This is a genomic window from Aliiruegeria lutimaris (assembly GCF_900099935.1).
GTDB classification, from domain to species: Bacteria; Pseudomonadota; Alphaproteobacteria; order Rhodobacterales; family Rhodobacteraceae; genus Tropicimonas; species Tropicimonas lutimaris.
The window spans coordinates 1-23,366 of the sequence record NZ_FNEK01000063.1; the positions used below are offsets into that span (position 1 = coordinate 1).

General features: G+C 56.5%; 22 protein-coding genes. 8 read left to right on the forward strand and 14 right to left on the reverse strand.

Annotation, left to right across the window (positions count from 1 at the left end; all coding sequences use genetic code 11):
- A partial coding sequence (locus BLR85_RS21375; protein ID WP_139188492.1) for a transposase domain-containing protein occupies positions 1-315 on the forward strand: 315 nt, incomplete at its 5' end.
- Positions 316-793: 478 nt separating this feature from the next.
- On the opposite strand, the gene BLR85_RS21380 is transcribed toward BLR85_RS21375, so the two are convergent.
- Genes BLR85_RS21380 through BLR85_RS21415 form a run of 8 tightly spaced genes read right to left on the reverse strand, consistent with a single transcriptional unit; the run spans position 794 to position 13,168 of the window.
- Entirely contained in the window at positions 794-1,819 is a 1,026-nt protein-coding gene (locus BLR85_RS21380) for a pentapeptide repeat-containing protein (RefSeq protein ID WP_093162122.1), read from the reverse strand.
- Positions 1,816-5,775, reverse strand: a complete 3,960-nt coding sequence (locus BLR85_RS21385; RefSeq protein WP_139188493.1) for a response regulator — start codon at positions 5,773-5,775, stop codon at positions 1,816-1,818. Before BLR85_RS21385 ends, BLR85_RS21380 begins: the two co-directional genes overlap by 4 nt.
- Entirely contained in the window at positions 5,772-6,713 is a 942-nt protein-coding gene (locus BLR85_RS21390; protein WP_093162128.1) for a type IV pili methyl-accepting chemotaxis transducer N-terminal domain-containing protein, read from the reverse strand. Before BLR85_RS21390 ends, BLR85_RS21385 begins: the two co-directional genes overlap by 4 nt.
- Positions 6,710-7,960, reverse strand: coding sequence for an ammonium transporter (locus BLR85_RS21395; protein WP_093162131.1), 1,251 nt, complete (start codon positions 7,958-7,960; stop codon positions 6,710-6,712). The genes BLR85_RS21390 and BLR85_RS21395 overlap by 4 nt, the downstream gene beginning before the upstream one ends.
- Positions 7,961-7,997: 37 nt before the next feature.
- Positions 7,998-8,369, reverse strand: a complete 372-nt coding sequence (locus BLR85_RS21400; RefSeq protein ID WP_093162134.1) for a response regulator — start codon at positions 8,367-8,369, stop codon at positions 7,998-8,000.
- A gap of 23 nt (positions 8,370-8,392) precedes the next feature.
- The gene (locus BLR85_RS21405; protein WP_093162137.1) at positions 8,393-9,928 is read right to left on the reverse strand and encodes an ATP-binding response regulator; all 1,536 of its coding nucleotides are present in this window, start codon (positions 9,926-9,928) and stop codon (positions 8,393-8,395) included.
- Complete coding sequence (locus BLR85_RS21410; protein WP_170844682.1) at positions 9,925-11,646, reverse strand: hypothetical protein; 1,722 nt, start codon at positions 11,644-11,646, stop codon at positions 9,925-9,927. Before BLR85_RS21410 ends, BLR85_RS21405 begins: the two co-directional genes overlap by 4 nt.
- A 4-nt stretch (positions 11,647-11,650) precedes the next feature.
- Positions 11,651-13,168, reverse strand: a complete 1,518-nt coding sequence (locus BLR85_RS21415) for a mechanosensitive ion channel domain-containing protein (RefSeq protein ID WP_342028810.1) — start codon at positions 13,166-13,168, stop codon at positions 11,651-11,653.
- Between the two features lie 6 nt (positions 13,169-13,174).
- Here BLR85_RS21415 and BLR85_RS29975 point away from each other — a divergent pair, with 6 nt between their 5' ends.
- The 6 genes from BLR85_RS29975 (at position 13,175) to BLR85_RS21440 (ending at position 17,365) form a co-directional block, all read left to right on the forward strand.
- Positions 13,175-13,510 carry a hypothetical protein gene (locus BLR85_RS29975; protein WP_244520821.1) on the forward strand — a complete coding sequence of 112 codons (336 nt, stop codon included), beginning with the start codon at positions 13,175-13,177 and terminating at the stop codon, positions 13,508-13,510.
- Positions 13,511-13,765: 255 nt separating this feature from the next.
- Positions 13,766-13,987, forward strand: a complete 222-nt coding sequence (locus BLR85_RS21420) for a hypothetical protein (protein WP_068317998.1) — start codon at positions 13,766-13,768, stop codon at positions 13,985-13,987.
- A gap of 85 nt (positions 13,988-14,072) precedes the next feature.
- Positions 14,073-15,095, forward strand: coding sequence for a glutamine synthetase beta-grasp domain-containing protein (locus BLR85_RS21425; protein WP_093162146.1), 1,023 nt, complete (start codon positions 14,073-14,075; stop codon positions 15,093-15,095).
- 24 nt (positions 15,096-15,119) lie between these two features.
- The gene (locus BLR85_RS21430) at positions 15,120-15,329 is read left to right on the forward strand and encodes a hypothetical protein (RefSeq protein ID WP_093162149.1); all 210 of its coding nucleotides are present in this window, start codon (positions 15,120-15,122) and stop codon (positions 15,327-15,329) included.
- A gap of 196 nt (positions 15,330-15,525) precedes the next feature.
- The gene (locus BLR85_RS28630) at positions 15,526-15,798 is read left to right on the forward strand and encodes a hypothetical protein (RefSeq protein ID WP_139188495.1); all 273 of its coding nucleotides are present in this window, start codon (positions 15,526-15,528) and stop codon (positions 15,796-15,798) included.
- A gap of 529 nt (positions 15,799-16,327) precedes the next feature.
- Entirely contained in the window at positions 16,328-17,365 is a 1,038-nt protein-coding gene (locus BLR85_RS21440; protein ID WP_093162155.1) for an AraC family transcriptional regulator, read from the forward strand.
- Positions 17,366-17,554: 189 nt separating this feature from the next.
- Here BLR85_RS21440 and BLR85_RS21445 read toward each other — a convergent pair whose 3' ends face one another.
- Positions 17,555-17,830 (reverse strand): glycine zipper domain-containing protein, encoded by a 276-nt coding sequence (locus tag BLR85_RS21445; protein WP_093162158.1) that lies wholly within the window; start codon positions 17,828-17,830, stop codon positions 17,555-17,557.
- A gap of 322 nt (positions 17,831-18,152) precedes the next feature.
- Here BLR85_RS21445 and BLR85_RS21450 point away from each other — a divergent pair, with 322 nt between their 5' ends.
- Complete coding sequence (locus BLR85_RS21450) at positions 18,153-18,569, forward strand: helix-turn-helix transcriptional regulator (protein WP_093162161.1); 417 nt, start codon at positions 18,153-18,155, stop codon at positions 18,567-18,569.
- A gap of 75 nt (positions 18,570-18,644) precedes the next feature.
- Here BLR85_RS21450 and BLR85_RS21455 read toward each other — a convergent pair whose 3' ends face one another.
- The 5 genes from BLR85_RS21455 to BLR85_RS21475 form a co-directional block, all read right to left on the reverse strand.
- Complete coding sequence (locus tag BLR85_RS21455; protein ID WP_093162163.1) at positions 18,645-19,898, reverse strand: carbohydrate porin; 1,254 nt, start codon at positions 19,896-19,898, stop codon at positions 18,645-18,647.
- A gap of 29 nt (positions 19,899-19,927) precedes the next feature.
- Positions 19,928-20,299, reverse strand: coding sequence for a DoxX family protein (locus tag BLR85_RS21460; protein ID WP_093162166.1), 372 nt, complete (start codon positions 20,297-20,299; stop codon positions 19,928-19,930).
- Positions 20,300-20,354: 55 nt separating this feature from the next.
- Complete coding sequence (locus BLR85_RS21465; RefSeq protein WP_170844683.1) at positions 20,355-21,098, reverse strand: DUF3299 domain-containing protein; 744 nt, start codon at positions 21,096-21,098, stop codon at positions 20,355-20,357.
- A 60-nt stretch (positions 21,099-21,158) separates the two neighbouring features.
- Complete coding sequence (locus BLR85_RS21470; protein WP_093162171.1) at positions 21,159-21,560, reverse strand: hypothetical protein; 402 nt, start codon at positions 21,558-21,560, stop codon at positions 21,159-21,161.
- A 115-nt stretch (positions 21,561-21,675) separates the two neighbouring features.
- Positions 21,676-23,325, reverse strand: a complete 1,650-nt coding sequence (locus BLR85_RS21475) for an amidohydrolase (RefSeq protein WP_093162173.1) — start codon at positions 23,323-23,325, stop codon at positions 21,676-21,678.
- Between the last annotated feature and the right edge of the window lie 41 nt (positions 23,326-23,366).

The window sequence follows — 23,366 nt, forward strand, 5'->3', positions numbered from 1 at the left end:
CCACTGGCGGGAGCCATCCGCTATGCCCTGACGCGCATGGTGCGGCTGCGGCCCTACCTCGATCACGGCATTCTGGAACTGGACAACAACACCGCAGAACGCGCCATGCGGTCCGTCGCAATTGGGCGCAAAAACTACCTGTTCGTCGGATCACAGACCGGCGGAAAGGCCGCCGCCATCGCCTACACACTGATCGAAACCGCCAAACTGAATGGCGTCGATCCGCAGGCATGGCTCGCCGACACACTCGCCCGTATCCCGGACTACAAGATCAATCGCGTCGATGATCTGCTACCTTGGAAAACTGCATCGTAGGGGCGGTCAGGCCGGACGCTTACCCCTGTTCGGACCGGAGCGCCTTCGAGCGCGTGCCATTGATCGGGACCCAAGGCGACCAGCGGACTTTCATCAGGGCGCGCAGACATCGTGCTGCAGATCAGACGCCGAATAAATGGCCGCAACCGACCAGACGCCAGAAACCACGAATAACCTTGCCATGCGGGAGCCATCCATAAATGGTCCGAGAGACAATGGCGAATGCGGCGTCGGTTCGGCGGGATGGGTAGGTGTCAGCTGTCGGAAATGCGCAATCTTGAGAAAGAGAACGCCCGGCTGAAGAGTTCAAGGGACCGTGGCCGCAGCGCGGCCGCGTAAGCCCGCAGAACCGTGGCAGAGTTGGAACTCGACAAGCTCATTCTCAAGGAAAGCCTGAACCACCTAAAGCCGAGGGCCTGACGACGAGCCAGCTTTGTCCAGAATCTGAAAACTGAGCCTGAAATCAATAATTCTGGCCTTAACTCCTTCGCGCTATTGTGTTTGCAATTATGGAGAGAAGCAATCCGAGAGTGAAATACCCCAACACAACTTCGCTAATTACAAGAATTTCACCCAGTACATTTTCTGCAGTCACGTCTCCATAACCGAGCGTAGTATAGGTAACCATGGAATAATAAAACGGCGTGAACCAACTTTGGGCGGAGTTTGAATAGTCCATCATCCCCCAGCCCATATTCATATCAAAAGCATAAATAATTCCGTAGACTGTAGCTATCACGAACGCGTATATTCCAACCTTTGCAAGACTTCGGCCATAATCAAAAAGACCCCAGATCCAGAACAAGAACTCTTCTGTTGTCCGCGTTGCTCCATTGGGCATTGATTCGATAGAGTTTTTTAATGTGTCAATGTAATCTTGATCTCGCGCATCGCGCAAAAAAAGAGCGTTGCCGTATGTGGAATCAAGGCCACGGATTCCCAAATAACAACCGCGCATATCTCGGAGGCTTCCATAGGTAATTCCAGTAACGTTCGCGCCTTCCAACCTTGCAGCTTGAAACTTCGCGCCGGTGACATTGGAATTGGCCAAACAAGCGTCACGCAAATCTACATTGGAGAGGTTGGCACCTCTGAGATCGGCTCGGGTTAGGTCTGCCTTGGCGAGGTTTGCCCCACGAAGGTCGGCACCAGCCAGAGACGCCTCGGTCAGGTCGGCTCCCGACAGGTCCGCAGACATCATCGACGCCGATGTCGCATCTGCCTTGTAGAGACCCGCAGCGGACATCTGGGCCCCAGAGAAATCCGTGTTCTTGAGGTTGGCATGCTTCAAATTGGCGCGTGAAAGTCGACTTTCAAAGAACACGGCCTCTGAAAAGTTCTGTCCGGAAAGGTTTCGTCCTTCCAAATCGATTTCGGACAGATCTGCACCCACAAAATCTGAAACGACGTTCGGACGAGTTGCCAAGAAGGCATCCCAATCGGAGGCACTGCCGCGGAGGGCCTCGATGGGACTTGTCACGTTGGATTGGAAATCGTCGGTCATTGTTCCTTCGCTCCAAAGCTTTCGGCTCTGTTTTGGATTAGGGCAAGGATCTCTTCCAGCACCTCTTCGATGCTATCCCCTGTCTTCTGAACGACCTCATGCGCATTGGCGTGAAGGCGTTTGCGTTCAGACGCGTCCAGTTGCATTGCGGTGACGATAATAACAGGGCTTTCCGCGGAGGGATGATCGCTGGACCTAAGCCGTTCGAGAAACTCGAAACCATTCACAACTGGCATCATAAGATCCAGAAGAATGATGGAGAAACTGCGTTCCTTCGTCTTCTCGAGCCCGATCTCGCCATTTTCGGCTTCTTCTACGTCCCAGTTGTCAGCTTGAAGGGTCCTCATCATCGTCGCACGGGCTGCTGGGTCGTCCTCGACCACAAGAGCCGATTTGCCTGTATTGGTTGCAAACTTTTTTATCAATTCAGAGAGTTTTGCGCGATCAACCGGTTTTTGAAGCGATTCCACGGCACCAAGTGAGTAGCTCATCGCCTTGTTCCCAACCATTGAGACCATAATGACGGGAATATCACTGAGGTTCTGATCGGCCTTCAAGCGGCGAAGGACCGTCCAGCCATCCATTCCCGGCATCATGACATCCAGCGTGATGAGAGACGGCTTATGCTTTTCCGCGAGGGCCAGTCCTTCGGCGCCGCTAGAGGCAAGGATCACATTACAGCCTTCAGCCTCGAGACGCTTCTTCAATAGCTCTCGCGCTGTCGCCTCGTCATCAATAACCAGCACCGAATTGCCACGGAAAGCAAGGGCCGGCAGCTTTGTGTCCGGTGCATCTGCATCGTTCTCAGGCAAAGGATTGTCCGGCGAAACATCGGAGATTTTTGCCTCGGCTTCCAAGCCAAGATGCTGTTTCTCGACTTGCGTCGGCAGGGTGACGATGAAGCTCGATCCTTGCCCCAGCTTGCTCTCAACCTGGATAGCCCCCCCCATGAGTTCGCAGAACCGTTTTGTCAGAGCAAGCCCCAGGCCAGTGCCGCCGTAGTTGCGCGTTGTGGATTCGTCCGCCTGCGAAAACTCCGAAAATATGTGCTCGAGCTTGTCTTCGGGAATGCCGATACCCGTATCGGAAACAGCGAACCGAACGGCGGGCTCCATGTTCAGTGATGTCGTTTTTACTTCAAGAGTAATGGCGCCATCGCTGGTGAATTTCGCTGCGTTGGAGATGAGATTGAAAAGGATTTGCCGGATCTTGGTGACGTCGCCACGGAGCGTCCCAAGGTCCTGATCAATATCAACGATCAACTTGTTGGAGTTTTTCTCAATGAGACTGGCGGCAGTGCTGGCCACATCCTGGGCGATCTCTGAAGCCGAGAAATCTTCGAGGAACAGGTCCATCTTCCCGGCCTCGATCTTGGAAAGGTCGAGGATGTCGTTGATCAGCGAGAGCAGGTGTCTTCCGGCCGCTGTGATTTTGCCGAGATCGTCCAGCATCTCGTCCAACCCATCGTCTTCGGCGTCTTCGGCAAGCATTTCGGAATAGCCGATGATCGCGTTCATCGGGGTCCTGAGTTCGTGGCTCATGTTGGCCAGGAAGGCACTCTTGGCCTGGTTGGCGAGTTCCGCCTGTTCGCGGGCCTGTTCAGCTTGGCGCTCGAGTTCGAGACGCTCAGTGATGTCCTCGACCATGCCGATGTAAAAGACTTTATCTCCGACCTGCACCTCTTCAACCCGCAGTTCCAGCTTGAACACCGTCCCGTCGCGGCGAATCCCATCAACAATCCGCCGTTGGCCGACAACGGTGGAGGAGCGGCCCGGAGTGCGTCGTTCCAGATAGAAATCGTGCTCTAGGGCGATTTCCTTGGGCGTAAGAATTTTGATATTCTTGCCGATAATGTCTGCGTGATAGTAGCCGAAGATCGATTCCGCGGCAGAGCTGAACGTCTCGATGGTGCCCTTCTGATCGATGGTTATGATGCCGATCGGACTCGCTTCGATGATCTTGGATACGCGTTGCTCGCTGGCCTTCAATTCACCTTGAATCTCTTTCAGGTTTTCATTCTGCTCGAGGAGTTTGGTTTCGTTACGCTTGATTGTCGTAATGTCGGTGGCGACCCCGACAAGCCCACCTCCGCTGATTGGCGTCGTCCGTATCTCAATCGTTCGGCCAGCCAAGGTGTTAAGAACAACGGTTGACGAGTGACCTTCGGATAGAGTTTCCAGCCGTGTGCGTACCAGTTGCTCCGTGTCTCCAGTACCGTATTCTCCGTTCTCGGCGTGCCAGCGAATGACATCCTCTTCCGGTTGGCCTGGTTTTACCAACCTTGAAGGCATCCCAAACATTTCCGTGTAACGCTGGTTGGCAAGGACATAGTTCATGTCACCATCGAGCATGTAGATACCGTTCGACATTTTCGACAGCGCAAGCTCTAGTTGTGCCGAAGCATCATTGAGCTCGATGGTTCGTTCCGCGACCGTGTTTTCGAGGGTCTCTTTCTGGCGTTCGACGTCTTCCAGCGATTTGATCATGGACAAGCGCAAGGTTTCGAAGTTCCGCGCCAGATCCCCGATTTCATCTCTGGTCTCCGGATTTATCGGCGTGTCGAACCGGCCGGCCGTCAACCTTGCGGCATTCGACGAAAGGGACCGCAGAGGTCTCGTGAGGGAGATCGAGAAGAGGTAGGACGCGTAGATGGCAAAAGCCAAGATCACCGAAGCCACAAGGATGAGGCGGTCAATCAGTTTGTCTGCATCCGCGAGCGCCTCGTCACGATCGATTTCGCTCATGATCACCCAATCGAGGCCGGCAAGTTCCAGAGGGCGATAGGACGAGAGCACCTCGACATTGCGGTAATCAGGGAAGGCCTCGGTTCCAGTCTGTCCTGCCAGCGCGGCCCGTGTTCCGGCAGTATCGACCTGCTGCAGGCCGATGGAACTGTTTGTCCGCGCGATCCGATCGACTGTCTCCTCTGGAAGGCCGACCTGGGTGATCATTTCCAGGTATCTCTCTCGATCCTCAATCAGGAACCGGGACTGGTTCCTGAGCATGAGATCTCGCCCGACAAGATAGGTTTCGCCACTTGCGCCGAGCCCCACGTCGCTCCAGGCCTTGTTCGAGGTCATGATCGCGTTGATGCCTGTCAGCGGCAACTCGACGGCGAGCACTGCAAGCAGGGTAGGCCCGTCGTAGATCGGGATCGCCGCGAAGGCCGTCGGAACACCATAGGAAGGAAGGAACGGCTCGAAATCGGCCAGTACGACTTCCCCGGGTCTTCCTGCCAAAGCGGAAATCACGGAGCGGGCAAGGTGCGTGTCGGAGTGCGGACCGTCAAACAGGCTTGTTCCGAAGTCGATCTCGCGATCCACGGAATGGACAATGCGGCCCCGGGTTGGTTCGACGAGGAGAACGTCATAGAATCCGAAGCGTTCCTTGAACTCACTGAGAACCGTGTCGATCTTGGAGAATGAACGCCCAAATGCGTCCACGCTTGAAGTCAGCGAGGTCGGATTGACCATGTACCGGTCCTGAAGAAATTTTCCGGCGGAATCTCGCGGCAAGAGCGACTGCAAATCAATATCGCTCTCTGCAGCGCCATCCGATTCTTGGTACTTGGGCAGGAAATCTTCGGCGTAGAAATCCAACAGGCCCGGCGTCGGATCCGTGTCGGCCCGATCGACGACCGTACTCAGGTGAACGAGGCCGCTTCGAAGGTTTTGGATCTCGACCTTAAAGGAGCGGTCTTCTGAGATAAACGCCAGCTGGCGGCGGATCTGCGCGAAGTAGTCTTCGATCTGTTGAGCCTTGAGTTCCCTTACCGCCGTCAAACGTTCAAAAGCTGCGGATTTTAGGGCCTGATTTGACGTGTTGCCGGCCAGAAGCGACGACAGGCTGACTGCAACCATAGAAATCAAAATAGTAATGACTGCAAGCTTGGTTCCGATCCTCAACCCGTGGGATTTCTCGTCTCCATCATTTGTCTTTTTTGAAACGTCCGTCACTTTGCGGCTCCTTCGAGAAGCAGGGCAACATCATTCGATTTCTTAAGCAATTCTTCGAACCGCTGATCGATTTCCAGCATGTCGGAGCCCGACAGGCCCGAAATGCGCCGGGTGGCTCGTGATGATTCGATGCGGAGCTCTTTCCAGAGTTCGTCGGCCCCTTCGAGGGTATTGACGAGTTTTTCCCGCGCCCCGGGAGGCACGCTCTGTGGGGAAACCCGACGCAGAATATTCAACGAAACAGTGAATCTGTTCATCGCGAGAAACAAGTCATTGAATACATCCTCGTCGGCCGGATTGAACCTGTTCAGACATAGTTGCAGCATCAGCCTTTGGGAGAGCATACCTTGACGAACAGCGATGTTGATCAACATCGCTCGTTGCTCCGAGAGATCCTGGTTGCGGTAGACACGTTCGATCGCGGCGACGGCCCTGTCCATCGCGACGAGCGCGGGACCATTCAGTTTTGCGATTGCCTCCAGGTTCTCAGCCGCAACTGTTCTTCTTTCGACGGCATCGAGTACTGCGGCGCCGAATGGATTGAATAGCTGTTCGGCCCTGTCCAATTCCTGCAGGATCTGTGAGTTGTTTTCGGGAACCAGTCCCAGATCGATGTCACCCTCTCGGAGTGCTGCCTGTGATCTCTGGTGCAGTTCAATCGACTCCCGAGCAGCCATGAGGAGCCGATGGGCATCCGGATTATGATGCGAAAGACAGACCAGCTTTCCAGACCTCTGGATTAACATTCTCTGTCGGCCAGAAATGGTGAGCCTTCGCCCCACGTCAGGCAGGATATCCTTCGAGATTGCCTGCACGGGGGCTGCCAATGCGCCACCAAACGCTGCCATGCCGAAAAGCACCAGCCATCGCCGGTTCTCTCTGAAACGCACCGCAACGCTCCTTTCGCCCCGATAAAGGTCCGCGCGCAAGATCTTCACGCTTCACTCTCCAGCAATGGCGGCCCCGCGGGGATGACCTCGCTCTCATGTCTAATCCCGTGTTCGGTAATGTTGAGTCCGAGGATCTCTCCCTCCGCATCAACCCGAAACCTAAAAACCAGATTGCCAAGATAGAAGACGATTAGAGCGAGACCGAACGTCCAAACGCCATATGCGAGCACGCCAAGAGCCTGAACAGCAATCTGTTCCAGCCGGCCCAGCCCGGTGTCGAGTGTCTCTAGGTCTCCATAGAGACCCGTTGCCATCGTTCCCCAGATGCCGGCACCCAGATGAACAGGAATGGCTCCAACCGCGTCGTCGATCTTCAACCCCTCAAGGATCTGGCTGAAGAAGAAGACGATCATACCGCCAACCAAACCGATCAGGGCGGCCGCGCCAGTCGAAACAGCAAAACAATTTGCGGTAACCGCAACGAGACCGCCGAGCGTTCCATTGATGAACTGGTCCACGTCGAGACTGTGCCTCACGGCGTAGCTCAACCCGCCAGCGGATATCGCACCGATGCATCCTCCGATCACCGTGTTGACGAGAATTCCTGGCACGTTTTCGTTCAGCGCCAATGTGCTGCCGCCATTGAACCCAAGCCATCCGATGAAAAGAAGGATCGCGCCAAGAGTGGCGAGCGGCATGCTCGAGGGCACAATCTTGGATTTGTTCGCTCCATGATCGAACCGGCCAATGCGTGGCCCGACGACCAACACGAGCGCAAGTCCCGCCCAGCCGCCGACGCTATGCACCACCGTCGAGCCCGCAAAATCGACAAACCCCAGATCCGCAAGCCAGCCGGACCCGCCAAACCCGGCCAGCCCGGCCCAAGTCCAGTGTCCGGCAATCGGGTACAGAACCCCGGCCACGATGAACGAGACGAAGAGGTAAGCGCCGAATTTCATGCGCTCTGCCACTACGCCCGAAAGGATCGTTACCGCGGCGCCGCAGAACATGACCTGGAACAGAAAGAATACGGCCAGAGACGGTGAGGATGCGGAGAGGTCCAGAGCGAACAAGTCAGTCCCGAACCAGCCGCCTTGACTCAAGCCGAACATCAATCCGAACCCAACGCCCCAGAACACGAAAGTCGATAGGCAGAAATCGGCGAGGTTCTTGATGGCAACGTTGATGCTGTTCTTCGAACGGGTCATCCCGGTTTCCAGGCACAGGAACCCCGCCTGCATCAGAAAGACAAGGGCGCTTGCGAGGACCAGCCAGAGCAGATCAACTACGTTCATCAACAATTCCGTTCAAGGTTGTCTCTCATGGACCGGATCACACCTGCAAGTTCAGCCATTTCTCAATTTTTTCCAAAAGCCGTTTGAAATCGACGGGCTTCGTGTCGTAGTCGTCGCAACCTGCACCAATCGCCTTGTCCCTGTCGCCAGCCATGGCATGGGCGGTCAGCGCGATGATCGGGATGGTTTTCGTTGTACTATTTGCCTTCATGTGCCCGGCCGCGTCCCATCCGTCCATGACCGGCAAGCTCATATCCAGCAGAATGATATCCGGGCTTTCTTCCGAGGCCATTTCAACCCCGCGTTGCCCGTCAAATGCCATGACGACGTCAAAGCCCTTCTTCTTGAGACGCCGAGACAGCATGTCCCGGTTCATTTCGTTGTCTTCGACCAGAAGTATTTTTGCCATACCTCGCCTCCCGCGTGTTTCATTCAGTCCGCCGTCCGGGTGTTGCCCGCCTCGTCCACTATCCCCGAAATTCTCTCTTTTGCGGGGCCATCGGATAGCCGTGCCTCCACGAGCTTGCGGAGATGCAACTCGAGCATCGTCTCAAGTTGGTCTTCTGTTTCGAAATTGTGAAATGCGCCGACGTAGGATCCGTCCTCGCCAATCAACCAACGGTCAAGATAGGCGTTCAGCCGGTCAATCTGGTCGAGGCGATCGAGGACCATGTCGCGATCCTGCAATGACAAGGTCGGCGCACCTTGCTTTCGATAGATCAGCATATCCGGTGAGCCGACATCCTTGAACCCCTCAAGCGCATCTTCGAATTCGAAGGCCGTCCCGGATTCATAGCGCGTTCCATCGGGCCGGATGATGGACTCCGGCAGTGGAGAGCCGATGCGGGACCAAAGAATTCCCACGTAGATCTCCGTCTCACGAGGTGGATGAATTTGCGCCTGAAACGTTTCGGATGCGAGCAGTGGTTCCTCCTCCCAAAGAATCGGGATCAGGAAAGCCCGACCGAAGAACTCCTCATTTAGGCGTCCGATTACCGCCTTTGCCACGCGCCTCTCTGGGATGACATCCCCGGGCGAAGATATAAACAATCGGAACTGCCTGGAAACATTCTGACGTAGCCGGACCTTTTCGAGGCAGGCGCTGATCCGGGCCTGAAGAAGGATCGGGTTGAACGGTTTGAAGATGTAGTCCTCTGCGCCATGCAAGATGCAATCCACCATCTTGCTGATATCATCGGACGCCGACAACATGATTACCGGGATCGTTCTTAGGCGCGCTGAGTTCTTCAGTTTCTGCAAGGTCTCGAGGCCAGAAAGTCCAGGCATCATGTAATCCAGCAGGATCAGGTCGAACCTTTCCGTTTCAAGAAGAACAAGTGCCTCCTCGCCGCTGGCGACTGTCTTTGCGGAGTATCCCATTCGCTTTACACGCCGAGCAAGCAGCTCTCGGTTGGCCGGGTCGTCATCCACGACGATGATCTCTCCGCCTTGTCCGATCTGGCTAGTGACCAGAGCGGGTTCGCGCTCAACAGTCCCGTTTTCAATCGAAGCTGGTTTAGGGGTGTCAGAACAGCGTCTTGAAAGCAACGCCCCCGGAATGTTGTCGGCAAGCTCCAGTGCCACCCGTGCAGCGGCGGTGATATGCCTGAGATCCGAGATCAATTCCTCGTTGTCGGTTTCTACAGCCTCTTCAAAGATGATCTCCGCATAGCCGTTGACATGGTTGAGTTGCAGGCGAAACTGGAACTGTGCCTCGGAGACGTTAATTTCCTCGATTGTCTCCTTTGTGGCGCCGAGGTGATCCTCGACCAGCGCCAGCATCCTTTGGCCGGCGTTCTGGATCGCCTGGAGGTCTCCGGAAAAGGATTTCAAAAGCTCCGGCGGCAGATCTTCTTCGATCATCTCTGCATAGCCGATGATATGCCCGACCGGTGTCCGGATATCGTGACGAAGCTTTGAAAGCCTCTCCGCAAACTCCTGATTGGCTCTTTGGATTGTCGTGGTCATCCTGCTGAAGGTGGTTCGTGTTCGCGGTGATAGCGGTGTGTGCTCCACTGAACCACGTCCATGAGCGACCGCTCGGCGAGGTCGCCAATTACATCTTGAGCGTGAGTGGGGTCAGAAGTAGCCTCCAGACGTTTTTCGGCCATCTCGAACAGGGTTCCTTGGTTGGCGTATTGCCAAAGCAACTCCCGAATGGCCATTTTCGTCTGATAGATTTCCCAAATCGCCAACCAAAGCGGCAAAAGCCCCATCAGGAAGACGACCAGGGTTTTGCCGTCGAGTTCACCAATATGAAAGTGGTAGAGCGACTTCTTGAAGAACAAGAGTGACACCGCTCCGAGGAACGCAGCCAGAAACAGCACTTTCTTAACTACTTCCAAGCGCTCGTGCTCATGGTGAAGCTGGCGGTGTTTCTTGTGGAAATAGGCGGATTGGTCCTTGACCCAACGCTCCGTGGTTTCGGCGATGCGTCGCCGGGTGGGGACGTCGCTTTCGTAGGTCAGTGGCTCGGTACAGCGGATCGCATCGCGTATCCATCCGAACCGTGCGAAGCGCTCTATGCTGGTGAGCCCCAACAGGTAGCGGGTTTCAAACGCGTCGCCACTGCCCGAAAGAACGATAAAAAAGCGCACGCGCAAGGCTTCGGCAAGGGCACGAAAGGCCAAGTGACGACCAAACCATCCCCGGCGGGCGCCAATCTCGAACAGGACATAGCCAGCTGCGAAAAGAAGAATATAGGCGATCAGGAACCATTTCAGCGCAGCAATCTTTGCGTACAGCAGAAAGGTCAGTCCCATCATGGCGGCCATCAGACCGAACAGCTTAAAGAGGCGATCCGATTGGCGTTGGTTTATCAAGGCCAATTGATCGGCCCGGACGAAATCAGCATCGATCGATGCGGTTATCTCTGCAATCTCGGCATCTTCGGGCACAGAGATCGGGTAGGCTGGCAAGTCTGAACCGAGATCAGAATTCCGCTCGGAAGCATATTCTGAGAACTCATCCCAACGTTGGAGAACGGTTTCAGGTATGGCTGACAGGCGGCAAAGAAGACCCGTGGTGCCGGCCTGAACCAGATAGTTGGTATCGACTTTGGCGCTGTGAGGGTCACCGGATTGCCGTGGTGTCTTGATCCAGACGACCAGATCCGTGCGATCCTCGGCAAGGTCTGCGTCATCGAATATCTCATGTGGCCTGGCCTCGTCGGCCTGAATATCGGAATTCGCAAGATACCGTACAACCACATCGGACGTTCCGCCTGTCAGGCCGGTCACTTCGCCATCCCACAGGGCAACAAGCACGTTGGAGCGACGCACGAGGTAGTCCATCAATCGTCCATACAATGCATCCCGCGCCGGACCGTGAACCTGCAGGTCTGCTGTTTCACCGGGCGGAAGGGGGAGTTTCTCGATCACGACTCGTTCGTCTTCTGCAAGTCGCTTGAAATCCTCCAGCGCCGCCCCTTCAAAATCGGCCTCGTAGAGCGCCCTTGGCATAGGCAGCACCGCGCGAACAGGAAGGCCGATCTCCAGCGCAACCTCTGTTGCCAGGGTATCCGCCCCGTCGGCCAGGCCGGTTACAAGTTCGATCGGAAGGTTTGAAAAACGCGCCTTCAAGGCCTCAAGTTCCGTCCGGATCGCGTCCCGAACCTGTGCCAAAGCATCAGGGCGTATATCCCGGTGTCCAGTCAGCCCGATCGTGAAAACCAGACCAGATTTCACTGCCTCATTCCCCATCCTGCTGTCCTTTGATCTCTCTCGCCCAACGCGGCACTTCGACCCCGGTTCGCTTCGATATCGCACGAAGTGCTTGAAGTTCTTTTTGTGTTGGTTCGCCGTGAACGCCGGTCATCCCCACGGCGACGGCTTGCACGATATTCGGCCCGCCTTTCATCTCGCTGGCCCGGTCGAGCATGGCAAAGACTTCGCCGTCCGGGGCACTCACGTCGTCCATACTTGTGTATGTTCGGAACAGATCCAGGCCATGTTCAAGGTCCATATGCCTGAGCAGGTCGGCCTCTGCCATCGCGCGCCTGAGATAGGCCTCCTCCTGCTGATCACTGCCCCCCCGGCATGCGGCAACGATCGCCGCCCCTGCCATCGTCGCGGTCAGGACATCCTCGTGTCGAACCTTTGAGGAAAGAAGGCTCAGGAAATGGTGCAGGGCGGGGCGCTCCAGCATCTCATCGACATTCTGACGGATGTCTTCGGAGAGCTTGCGGCGTTCATCCGCATATAGAGTTGCCAGAAACTGCCGTTGCGCGGCCTCCGCGTCCTTTTCTCTCTGAGCCCTCCGGACCGAAAGGTCTGTTTCCAGCATCGCCTGCAATTCGGGGTGGTCGTCAATCAGCCGGCGCAGCGCGTCTTCCGACAGATGCGCGACCACGGAATACTGCTCCGCCTGAGCAAGAAGCTTCCGGTCGGTTCGCTCAATGAAGCTTTGAAGGCCGAAAACATCACCGGCACAGCAGCCTTCGATCTTGATTTCCGAGTCTCCGCGCCCCGGTACCTTCCGATACAGTGCGACGTGACCATCCAGAACAAGGAATAGCCCATCAGTCGCTGCGCCCGGTTCAAAAAAGCGCCCCGGCGGGTTGAGAGACAGAACACTGGCAGTCGAAGCCAGCTCGGAAAGCGATTTATTACTACAGCCCGAAAAGTTCTTCGAGCGGCGCAGAACGCCAAGAACGCTCTCGACGCCAAAATCTACTTCCTGGCGCTGGTCCAGTTCGCTCCACTCGTCTCCTGAGCCTAGCAGGTGGCGATTGACGGAAATCCGCAACCGGTGCTTCCGCATCGCGGTCCAGATCGCCATGATCATTTCGTTCTGCGCGTCCCACCACGGATCGTCACCATCGAAATAGTATCGAATGCGGATTTCGATACCTTCCTTGGTATATCCAAGCATGTTGAAGTCGGGCTTCGGCTCGCGGCGAACATACCTCGATTTCTCAAGTTCGTGGGCGATGGCGCGCATGACAAGTTCGGGCGGAGCGGAAAGCTCCACGGTAAAGCGCACATAGTATTTGAAGCGTTCGGTCGGTTCGCTGAAGTTCAGAATTGTTCGATCGGCAACGCCACTGTTTGGGAAGATATACAAGGAGTCCGTATGGGGGTTCTTGACCGAGATCGAACGCCAGTTGATCTCATAGACCTGTCCATAAACACCATCTATCTCGACGTAATCGCCGATGTGCAAAGCTTGGGTGGCATTCAGGGCAACCCCGGAGAAGACCTCCTTCAAGGTGGATTGTGCCGCGAAACCAAGGACAAGCGCGACCACGCCGGACGTGGCCAGCAACCCTCCGATTGGCTCGTCATAGACAAAATGCATCACGAGAACGATCGCGGTGAGATATATCGCAAGCCCGACACCTTCGGTCACGATAACAGGCACCTGGCGCTGGCCGTGGTCCGAGAGCAATCCATCCCAGAGCACTGTGCGGATTATCCCGTTGAGCAGGAAAGCGATACAGACGGCGGCAGCAGACATGACTGCCCTTTGAAGGGCGCCAGCGAGATCGTCGTCACCAAGCCAGTTCAGGACAGGGCCGATCAGGAAATAGATGATCGCCAGGAAAGCTAGGAGTTCTACCGACGCCCGCACCCGATGCACTCTCCCGGACACGTAGACGGTCGCGATCCGAACTATCAGAAATGCGGAGCATGCCAAGATGCCGAACAGCCCGAAAATCGGCAAAACCTGTGGAATCGTATCTATTTGTCGCCCCCCCCCAAAACATCTTGATACTTGCACGCAAGCTGTCACATTTTCTTTACAATAGTCAACGCGACGCCTCCGCCCGACGGCGGATCAGCGTGAGCGGGGGGAGCGAAGACGATGTTCAACTGGGACGACACGGAAGAAACGAAAGCCGGTTACACGGCTGCGATCGAAGCTGTTCTGGGCCTGACCGCACAAGGAATGCCTGTTACGGAAAAGGCCGTCGAAGAGTGGTTGGACGTTTCGCTGAGTGGCGTGGACGAACACAAGCACATTCGCCGGCATGCCATGGCTGTCGCATATCGAATGATCCGAGGGCCACTGCGCCCACCCAATTGACCACGAAGTGACTGCGGGGAGGGTCAGTCGCCAGTAGCGAGTTCGTTGTTGTCATAAACATCAAGCGTGTAAGGGGGGAATACACATGGGCAACGCCCGGCTCGATTACATCTGGTTGGATGGCTACGAGGTCGTCAACATAAGAACCAAGGCGCAAATTCATCCTGATAGCGCCTACACGGGAGCGCTTGAAGACACGCCCAACTGGGGGTTCGACGGCAGTTCGACGCAACAGGCTGAAGGACATGATTCCGACTGCATCCTGAAGCCGGCCCGAGTGTATCCGAATCCGTTTAGGTCAAACGCCTATCTCGTGCTTTGCGAGGTCTTTCATCGGGATGGAACGCCCCATGAAACAAACACGCGGCACAAAATCGATCGCGATCGTGAGGCTGAATTCTGGTTTGGCTTCGAGCAGGAGTACATCCTGTTGACGTCAAACGGTCGCCCTGTAGGGTTCCCGGACGGAGGCTTCCCCGAACCGCAAGGTCCGTATTACTGCGCCGTCGGAGCCCACCGCGTCGAGGCGCGGGAAATGATCGACGAGCACTGGGATGCTTGCCTTGAAGCCGACCTGGGGGTGACCGGTATCAACGCCGAAGTCATGTTGGGCCAGTGGGAATTTCAATGCTTTGGCAAGGGGGCTCTTCGCGCCGCGGATGATCTCATTGTCGCGCGTTTTCTCCTGCACCTGATTTCGGAGAAGTATAATCTGATTGCCACGCTTGACCCGAAGCCGATCTCGGGGGACTGGAATGGCTCGGGCATGCATGCGAACTTCTCGTTCGATTATCTCCGTGACACTGGCGGCAAGGAATACGTTGAGGCGCTCTGCGAAGGGTTTCGCCCATTCCACCAGGAACATATTGCGGTCTACGGCGCCGGAAATGAACGCCGGTTGACCGGATCGCATGAGACAGCCTCAATTGATCAGTTCAGCTTCGGTGCATCTAACCGCGGCGCTTCGATTAGGATCCCACTCTACACGTCTACTCATGACTGGAAAGGATACCTTGAGGACAGAAGACCGGCTTCGGATGCCGATCCATACCTGGTAGTAGATCGCATCATGCGAACCGTCAGCATCGCCCATGAAAAGGCTGTGTAGTTGAACGAAAAACGGGAGAGAGACATGCCATCAATCGAAATCCAGAAGACCATGTTTGTAGATGGTGAGCAGGTGCATGTCTCTGCCCGCGTGCTCGTATCCGACGCGGCTCACCTTACGGGTGGTGAAATGAAGGCGCTGACTGACAAACTTGGCTGGTCCATCGACAATCAGTTTCACGTTCTGGACTCGAACGGAAATCTTGTCCTGGAATCCAAGGGAATGACTTTCTAAGGGCCGTGACCCACGCTTGATGGTCCGGTTCATTCGTTGGAGTTGAGGGATGCCTTGCCGGACAGGGCGGTTCACATCCGGATATCGGGATTGAACATGCATCAAACTTTCCACTTAATGGATCGAAACCACCGGCCTTCAGCCGGTTCGCTTTAGCCTACAAATCTGTCGCGGAAGCTCACCGCTTGCGACGGTCATGCAGCGCATCAAAGGGCGCTCATCTCCACGCAACCAGCTTAAAATCTCCCGAACGGAAACAACCTTCATGAGGCGCATACCACAGGTGACCTCGAAGATAACCATGACCCCTGCCGGGCGCATGGCCAACCCGCTTGGCAGAGCCGCAATCAGAGAGGCGCATTCGATCACATCGCCGAAGGATAAAAAATCTTTTGCGTCAGAGGCGGCAACCACACAAATCGTTCACTCGGTGCCTGATGCCGAGTTTTCTTCCTCTATGAAAGTCTGAGCATAATGTAGAAGCCTATGTGCCTTCTCGAGGTCTCCGCGCTCCGCAGCATCCCGCGCATCCGAGCAAAACCCCTCCAAATCTGCGTACATCCTATCATCAAGCATCGCAGCCGCTTTGCTACGCACTAAGTGATCGATAGTACGGATTACTGCATCAGTTTTTTCATCCACAGAATTTACCTCTTTGGCAGCACAAGCGGTGCTGTTGGGATTTTGGATCTCCGCTTGGCTCAAGCGAAATCATCGCCGATGTATTTGCGCATTTCAAGGGTAGCTCCGCAGGTTGAGGGCTGAGACGCAATTCGAAGTACGAGCGACGGTGAGAAATGTGTTGTTATGGGAACTTGGCTTGCGACTAGGCAGGGGGCTGAGTAGCTTCCCCGGACGATATAGCGCGACCCGTTCAACCGAGGGTGTCGAACGAAGCGGGCATTGCGCTGTTCGAACGCTGCCTTGGCAACTGGTAAGAAGGCCAGACGGGTTCTAACGTGGTCCAAAACGTCAACCACCGAGACCACGGACCAGGAATGAAACCCGAGATTCCAAAACACAGCGCGATCTGGGGACAGGTTCTGGTCGAGGAGCTGATCAAAACAGGCATTTCCCAACGGGTTATTCTGAAAGAACTTGGGATTGCCAGATCTCTTCTCGAAGACCCGGATGCTCGCTGGTCGTTCGACAAAACCGCAATGTTGTTCGAAAAGGCGCGGGCCCTGACGGGGGACGACCTCCTTGGGTTCCGCATGGCACAGTCGCCGGATCTGGTCAAAAAGGCCGGGTTGCTTGCCTATGTCGGCGTTTCTGCCCCAACCATCGGCGGCTACCTTCGAAACATCACCCGTTTTCAGCGCGTGATCGGTGACGCGAGCAAGACGGCCTTGGAAGAAGGCCCGGAACTTGCCCGGCTGGCCTGGCATTACGATGTACCGGCGAGCATTCCGACCGGGCAATATGCCGAGTTTGGAGCCGTTGGCACGGTCTTCGCCTTGCGGGATTACGCCAATCGGCAAATCCGTCCGAAACAGGTTGAGTTCGCACATCAGCGGCTGACCGGCACTGAGGCCCTCGACAGGTTCTTTGGCTGCAATGTCCTGTTTGGTGCCTCGGAGAACAGCATTGCCTTCAAGACGGCTGATATGGATGTGCCGCTGTTGACGGCCGACGACAACCTGCAGCGGACGCTTTCGGTCATTTGCGAGAACACGCTGGCCCAGATGCCGCAAACGCCGAACAGCATGGCCCGGATGGTTGAGAGGCAGATTACGGCGCGCCTCGCATCCGGCACGGCCCAGCAGGATGCGATTGCGGCTGAACTTGGGATGAGCGCCCGAACACTGGCACGCCGACTGACCGAAGAAGGCACGAGCTTCGCAGCGGTCGTTGCCAATCTGCGAAAGGCGCTGGCCCGGGACTATCTGCTCAACAGCACGCTTCCGCTCACCGAGATTGCCTATCTTCTCGGATATAGCGACGCCAGTACCTTCAGCACGGCATTCCGGAGGTGGTACGGACAGCCGCCCAGTGACTTCAGGGAGCGGCCCGCAACAGAAGCGCCCCTAACATAGGACGAACGATCTGAATAGAGGCCGGACTGTTCGGGTCATGCGCCCGCATTTGCACGTCTCTCCGGCATCCTGAACCACCCTGACGCAACAAACCCGGCGAGCCTGAAGCCCACCGGGTTTGAAGCAGATGCCGGATTTCTCCAGCGTCGGTTGGAAGGGGCGAACCGTTCCGGTTGTCTCGTTGCGGGATCAGCGCTTGTGCTTTTTGCCGCCCTTCTTGCGGTCGTCCTTGCGGTCTTCGCGGTCCCGGTCCTCGGCGATCTTGCCGCCGAGGGCGCCGGCCGCAGCACCGAGGGCCAGGCCGTCTTTCGCGTCGCCGCCGGTGATCTCCGTCAGCACGGCGCCGGCCACAGCGCCCTTGAGGGCCTTTTCACCGATGTCGCCGGCATTGGCGGCCATCGGGGCGACCAGGACGAGCGAAGCGGCAAGGGCGGCGAATACGGTGTTCTTGAGGGTGTTTGTCATCGGTTCCAACCTTTCTGACGGTGGCGACCTCCGTGGCCGCCTTCTGTAGAAAGATCTATGGGAACCGCCATGCCCCCGCTTGAGAGCATACGACAGCTTCATTGGATTGCCGGACAAGGGTGAAAAAACTCGCCAATCCCTGATGGCTCCTGAAACACGGCTAACAACGGATCAACTATGATCCTGAGCTCAATTTCAGGTTGGCCGAATTTCAAGGAGATTTGACCGCTTTTCCAAAGCTGAAGCCGAAACGCTCCCCCATTTGAAACCCCGAGGGGTCAGGCGATGCGACCTCCCCGCAATCGATCAAGCCGGGTGAGAAATGAAACAACAACCAGACGATCTACAAGTGGAACTCGCCGAATTGCGCGCGGCTTTGGAAGCAATAGGGATCGGCGACAATCGGAAACATTTGACGAGAAGTCCCGTCTCGGCAATTCACCCAGTCACGTTGGATCGGAAGCTGGTGCAGAGAATTGCTACCGCCCTTGCCGCCGCATCGGAAGCCTTGTCCGCGCCCGACCAATCGCCCGAAACGCCGGAAGACCTGAGTCAACGGCAGAAAGAGATCTTGTCATGGGTTGCACTCGGAAAGTCGAACTCGGTGATCGCCAGCATCCTGGGAATTTCGCCGCACACTGTGGACACCCATCTGCGAAGGATCTTCGACCGACTTGATACAACAGATAGAACTGTGGCTGCCATTCGGGGCATCCAGGCAGGCCTCATCGCGGCCTGAAGACCTGCCTCTCCGTCGACAGGAACTGGCGAGCTTTTCCGGAAACGGCAACGCCCCGGCGGTTGGCGATTTGGATCAAAGATTGATCCTCAGCCTAAGTCCAAACACGGTTGGGTCCTGATCGTTGAACCCCGGGTTGATCATGTGCTGCACATCCGCTGTCAGGGCGACATTGTCCGACAGGTCCAACCGGTAGAAGGCTTCCATCGTGGTCTGGGTGTCAAGTGTGTCATCAACCGGGTCCGCGACCGTTGCGCCAAACCCGAAGAGGTCGTCATAGAGGCCCGGCCGCCACAGGAGACCGGCATTGGCTGCGCGCCTGGCGATTGGCGCCTCACCCTCCGACCAGCCGAGGCGTCCGTAGATCATGAATTCTTCGTTGATCGTGTGATTGGCTGACAGGATCGCCCCGTAGCTCTCCGGCACGCCTGCCTCCGTGCGTTCATCGACGTGAAACACGCCGAGGTGAACGTTGGTTAGAAAGCGCTTCGAGCGTTCGGGCGTCCATCCGATCTCGGCGTATTTGTAGAACTCGGGACCACCGGGGAACCACTCGACATCGGTCATCGAGCCGTTTGCGTCAGACAAGACCCCGAGGGCATAGATCTGATCGGTCAGGAAACCGCCCCCCGCGATTCCGAAGCCGGGATCGGGAATCGGGAGGACCGGGCTGAACAGGATCGAGAAATTGGAAAATGTCGTGCGCGGGTTCACGTAGCCGAGGATGTCCGAATAGTCTCCCGGATCGATCCGTCCCGCCACGAAACCGGCCCGCCCACTTGCGAGCGTCTGGGACCAGTAGGCGACGGAGAGGGTCGTGTCGGTGTCGCTGAATGTCGTTGCGGTGACGCCCGCGTAGCCGATCTCTCCGGCCAACCCACCTGGCGCAATGTCTGTGCCGAGCAGGTGGCGGTTCTCCAGGGTGAAGACCAGTTGCCCGGGGTTCTCGCCACCGCGATTGAGCAGGGTCCACTGACCGAGAATGCGCGCCTGGCCCAAGGCGGCCTCGTCGACATCGGTCAGGCTCTCGGTCGCGGACTGATAAAAGGCCTGGTAGTCGAAGGAGAGGTTCAGGCCGGTGCGTTCGGCAAAGCTTTGCCGCGACGCCTCCAAGGGGTCCAATGCCGCATCCAGCCCCGGCCAGCGAGAGTCCTGCAACCGCCGTATCCGATCCTGTTCCAATTGTGCTTGCGTGGAGGCCGGACCACCCAGCGAGACTGCTGCGGCGGCCTCCAGAGGTGCCAGTGGGCCGTTGTCCTGTGCGATGGTTCCAGTTGATACACAGAAGCCGCCAATGATGGTCGCAACGAGAAGCTTTGCCTGTCCCAATAGTTTTCTCCCTTATTTTTTGCTTTCGGTCAGGCAAATTGCGCGAGAACGACTTCCCGGCCGGACCAGAGGACCAAAGCCGACAACGTGGCGGTGATCATGGCGGGCACGCCGTCTTTCCACGTGTCCCAAATCAAGTGACAGCCGATTGCGCCCAATGACGTGCCCAGAAGGGCTGCGGCACCGAGCGACCCGAACAAGCCGCCCTGAAACCAGATCGCCACCGCCCCGAACAGCTCGACAACGCCGACAAGGGCCATGATCTGACGGTTCAACCCGTATTTGACGAACATCGCCAGTTGCGTCTCGAAGATGAACTTCTGCCAGCCAAGGATCTTGATCGAACTGGCGAAGAGGAAGAAGGCCGACAGCAGGCCAACGGCGATCAGAAGAATAGAAATGGTTGCTCCTCCCGCGTCTACGAATGTGTCGACGGATTTACTCGTCCATCGGGTCTCACTGCCCCTTCACTCCGGATTTCGAGCCGGTTTGAAAACCATCCGCGAGGCTTTTCGCCCAATCATTGGTTGCTGGAGCTTCCGCTTTGTCCGACTGGCCGAATGTCTGCACCTCGTCGACATCCATCGAGAAGGTGGCGTTCATGGAAATGAACCCATCCACGACCATCATCTGCCGATCCGACGGATCGATGTTGATCCGACCGCTCACCACGATCGGTTCGTGGATTCTGGCCGGTGCCCATCCGTCAGACAGCCGCAAGCGGACCATCTGGTTCGGCGGCGGCGGTGGGACGTGGCTGCACATGCCGCGCTCCGGCACGAGATAGGCCATCGCGGATCCATCTTCATCCGGTGGCGCCGGGATCGCGAAACCACCGAGAGAAATCGTTTCGCCATCAAGGGCCGCGTTTCCAGCAGCGCTGGCCAGTTCCCGCCGTTCCGCAACGATCCAACGTTGAGAGATCAGCCAGTCAGCATCGATCCCTTGCGCGGAAAGGGCCGCCTTGACCTCATCCAACTGCGTTCCTGTCTCCGGCGATAGCTTGCCGCCGTCCATCTCCGCCTGAAGAGCCACGACCTGACGCAGGTCCTCGACCTGTTCGTAGTCGAGGTCGAGGAATGGATCCTCGTAGGATTGGACGCTTTGGTCGATCAGGTCCGGCCAATCGATGGGAGTTGGTTCTGCGTAGAGCGGGCTTGCCCCCAGAACGACTACGATTGCCGACAATATGTGACGCATAGGTATCCCTTCAAACCAGTGTGTTCTTGAAAGTCTCGCCGTCCGCCCGATGCATGTCATTTACTTGAGATCGTCCTGCGCCTTGATTTCCGGCACCCGCGCAAGCGCCTCGGCCATGTCGGCGCTGCTCATCAACTCGATCATCTGGTAGTCCTCCAGCAGCCCGTCGCCGAGGCGGCTGACATAGAAGGCCTGAATGAAGGTGGGATCGTCCGGAAGGGCGACGGTGATGTAGTTCTTCCCGTTTCCAAGCCCCCAGTAGTAGCTCAGAAGCTCGCCACCAAGCGCTTCGATTCCACCCTTCACCGAGGCCGCGCGGTCCCCGGGATTGGCGATCTGCATCTCCCAGGCCGCGCTGTTGGACGTGCCGATGAACAGGAAGGTGCGCATGTCTTTTGTGTCCTGCGCCGCCGCAACCGTCGCGGAGACGCAGAACGCTGTCGAAAGAAGGATTCTGTTCATCTCGTCGCCTTTTCGTATTTGTTCATTTTGGAGACTCTGTTGAGCAAATCGGCTGATGCCCGAGGTAATTCCCTCGCCGAATTTGTGCGGCAGATCCCATTGAAGCTTGAGATGTTCAATGAACCTGTTTCCCGTTCATCCAGGTCTGCTTCACCGAAATCTCGCCAATCTCGTCAGGGGTCACTTCACGCGGGTTGTCGGCCAGCACCACAAAGTCGGCCAGTTTGCCGACCTCGAGACTGCCGATCTCTTCCTCTGACAAGAGCTGAAACGCCGGAACGCTGGTTATTGCGCGGAGCGCCATATCCACCGACGCTCGTTCCTCTTCACCAAGAACGGTATCTGGGGACGTAAAGAGCGACCTCGTTACTGCGGCTTCGACCATTTCCAGCGGAGACAGAACCGAGACGGAATAGTCCGTATGAAGTGAATACGGCACACCGGCTCTCTCAAAGCTGCCAGTGCGATCCAGCTTCAACGCCTTTTCAGGGCCGAAGACTGTGTCCCGGAATGCCTCTCCCCAGTAAAGGACATGCGCAATCAGGAAAGAGCAGGAAATGTCCAACTCCTTGAGCTTGGCGATCTGGTCATCTTCGGTAATCGAGCAATGCTCAATTCGGGGACGCACAACATCGACACCCGCTTCGCGAGCCTTCTGAACCGAAGATATGATGTTGTCGATGGCGGCATTTCCGTTGCCGTGCATGGCCATTTGACCGCCACGCTTCGTTCCTTTGACAACCGCGCTGTCGATGGCTTCTTGGCTCATATAGGCAAGGCCAAGGTTATCCGAATTCAGGTAAGGTTCACGCTGCAAACCCGTAAAGGCCTGATTGGAACCGTCGGCGCTGATTTTCCAACCGACGATGCGAGACTTGTCGTCGCCTTGTCCGGGAGCCACACCAGCTTGATCCCACATCACCAGGCCGCCCCATTGGAGGTAGTTACGGGTCCGCAAGGGAAAGTCATCCCGCGCTGACAGTTCCGTCAGCACGTCCCAGTCTTTCGGAGATGCTACGCCTGCGACCCCAAGAGTTGTGAGCCCCTGTGCATTCCATTCCTTGGCCAGAGCGACTGAACCCTCGATCCGGTCGTAGCTGTTGTAGGGCTCGATAACGCCGAGTGCGCCAAACAGGAGGGCAGCTCCTGACAAATTGCCATCTGGTCGACCATCTTCAAAACGCCCAAACTGGGCACCTGCGGGATCCGGTGTGTCGTCAGAAACCCCCATCAAGTCCAACATGACAGAATTGACCGTCATCTTGTGACCGCCCGCCTGCCAAATCACCATAGGCGTGTCCGGCGCTATTTCGTCCAGATGCTCTCTGGTAACCAGACCGTCCTCAAAGGATTGAGTCGCAAGATCAAGGTTTACAAATAGAGCCCAATTGAGAGGGCCTTGACCTTCTGTTGCTTCCTTCATGTATTCGAGCGCTTCTTCGACCGTGGAGAAGCGGTCAATTCCGACATTGTCAAAGACTGAGGACGCACCGCCACCGACCGGATGTGTATGCGCATCAATAAAGCCCGGAAGCACGGTTCCCCCGGCCAAATCGACAATGGATGAGTCTTCTCCTGCCTCCGACCTCACTTGTGCTTCGGTCCCTACAGACAGAATCCGGTCGCCTCGAACAGCCATTGCCTTAGCCACAGTGAAATCAGCATCCATGGTCAGTATGTCGGCATTGATGAAGACAGTTGTCCCCTCGGCGAACGTCATCGAGCTGCAGAGTGCCATGAGAGAACCAAGGGCGAGATGTTTCAAAGTCTGTCCTTTCCGGGATGATTGCGTCGGATGAAAACGCG